General features: G+C 57.3%; 2 protein-coding genes. Both read right to left on the bottom strand.

From position 1 onward, the window contains the following. Positions 1-27: 27 nt before the first annotated feature. A complete protein-coding gene (tnpC, locus tag NJLHNGOC_RS15440) occupies positions 28-1,638 on the bottom strand; it encodes an IS66 family transposase (RefSeq protein WP_029335693.1) in 1,611 nt (536 codons plus the stop codon). 63 nt (positions 1,639-1,701) lie between these two features. After that, positions 1,702-2,049: an IS66 family insertion sequence element accessory protein TnpB gene (gene tnpB, locus NJLHNGOC_RS15435; RefSeq protein WP_010510701.1), complete on the bottom strand. Its 348-nt coding sequence runs from the start codon at positions 2,047-2,049 to the stop codon at positions 1,702-1,704. Positions 2,050-2,207: the final 158 nt, after the last annotated feature.

Raw genomic sequence — 2,207 nt, 5'->3', positions numbered from 1 at the left:
GTAACCGGCCGCTCTGGGCCGCCTTGATTATGCGGCCTGTCTGTGCAGTGTATTCACGGGTTTCCAGTTCCATGGCAACAGTTCGTGGAGCCGGTTGATCTTGTGCTCGTTGATACGGGCCAGGACGTCGGCGAGGTAATCGTGCGGATTAAGCCGGGAGAGTTTTGCGCTTTCGATAAGCGTCATGGCATCAGCGATGTTGTCGCCCCCGGTGTCGGATCCGGCAAAGAGATAATTTTTTCGCCCCACGCATACGGGCCGTATGGCGCGTTCGGCAGGATTGTTGTCGATGGCGACACGACCATCTTCGAGGAACAGGGTAAAGGCCTTCCACCGGTTGAGCGCATAACGGATCGCTTTTGCCAGTTCCCCCTTTCCAGGGATACGGGCAAGCTGTGTTTCGCACCATGCGTGGAATGCTGTGACACGGGGGCGGCTTTGTTCCTGTCGGACAGCCAGACGATACGGGGCCGGGTGTCCGGTGATCTGGCGCTCGATATCGTAGAGCTCTCCGATCTGTTCAAGTGCTTCCCTTGCGATTGTCGAATCACTGCCCTTCCAGACATCATGGAAGGCCCGGCGGAGATGAGCCCAGCAGGCCGCTTCGCGCACGTGCACGGTTCCTGTTGCGTCTGGTTTATACAGATCCCTGAACCCGGCGTAGGCGTCAGCCTGCAGAATGCCCCGGAACTGTGCCAGATGGGTCTGGGGATTGATCCCCTTGCGATCGGGAGAGAACCAGTAGGCCACGGCGGGCGGATCACTCCCTCCCCATGGGCGGGGATCGCGCAGATAGCTCCAGATCCGCCCTTCCTTCACGCCCCGGGGTTTGCCAGCCTGACGCAGACGGGGGTCAAGAACCTGCATGGGTGTATCATCAGCATGTAGCAGGTCTGCCTTTACGACATCCTGACGGATCAGATCTGTCAGAGGACGCAGAACGGCAACGGCCTGACCACACCAGTCGATCAGGGTTGAACGGGGAATGTCCACACCCTGACGGGCAAAGATCTCATTCTGACGATAAAGCGGAATGTGGTCATCGAATTTCGAGACCAGGATATGGGCTAAAAGCCCGGTGCCAGCCATCCCCCGTGGGACAGGGCGCGACGGTGCTTCAGGCTGCACCAGTGTTTCGCAGTGACGGCAGGATTTCTTCAGCCGTGCCGTTTCGACAACTTTCAGTTTTGCCGCAATAAAGTCCAGTATTTCGGTGACATCTTCGCCTACAAGACGCAGGGGACCGCCACAGGCAGGACAGGCCTCACCTGGGTCGAGAACAATACGCTCCCGTGGTGTCGTGTCAGAAACCTTTGGTTTGCCACGCTGCCGTGGGGGAGAGAGTGCATCATCGCTGACATCATGCTCCCTGATATCAGGAGAAGGATCGGCTGCCGCGATGGCGATTTTTACATCTTCAAGGAGCAGTTCGAGTTGTTCAATCTCACGGTCTATCTTTTCTGAACTGGCCCCGAATTTCTGTTTCTGAAGACGTGCGATCCGGATTTTGAGAGACTGGACAAGAGCTTCATACGCACGGGCTGACGCAGAAAGCCGAGCCACTTCGGTCTGCAGGGAAACAATCATTTCCCTCAGGGTATCCGGATCATCAGGCAGGACCGCAGGTGCAGACGTCATTATGAAAAAATAGCAGAAAACCTAAGAAAATTCAAAATGTTCTGCACTCTCACGCCATAAAAATCAGGCCACGCGAGACGGTGGTGCAGACCAGGAAGGGCGTCTCCACTCCATGCCTTCCCACAGCATGGCCATCTGTGCTGTCGTCAGGCGTGCAACGCCCTCTGCCGGAGACGGCCATGGAAAACGTCCCTTCTCAAGCACCTTGTAATAAAGACAGAACCCCTGACCGTCCCACATCAGAAGCTTGATCCTGTCCCCACGGCGACCACGAAAGGCAAAGAGCGCCCCTGATGTCGGGTTCTGACGCAGCACGTCCTGTGCCAGTGCTGCCAGACCCGATATGCCCTTGCGCATATCGGTCACCCCGCAGGCCAGATAGACACGCACGCCGTTGCCCACGCCAATCATGCCGTCTCCGCAATCCGGATGACCCGGGCCAGAAGATCTTCGGCAGGATGTCCCGTCACCCTGATACTACGGCCATTGCGCAGCACTATGGCCAGTTCGTCAGGATCACCGCCAGATGCCACAGCAGGTGTCGTCACTGAAGCAACAGGAACAAACGC

Origin of the sequence: Novacetimonas cocois, from assembly GCF_003311635.1 — a bacterium.
In the GTDB taxonomy this organism is placed as follows: Bacteria; Pseudomonadota; Alphaproteobacteria; order Acetobacterales; family Acetobacteraceae; genus Novacetimonas; species Novacetimonas cocois.
The sequence above is the reverse complement of the archived record's forward strand: the minus strand, read 5'-3'. Positions and strand labels throughout refer to the sequence as shown.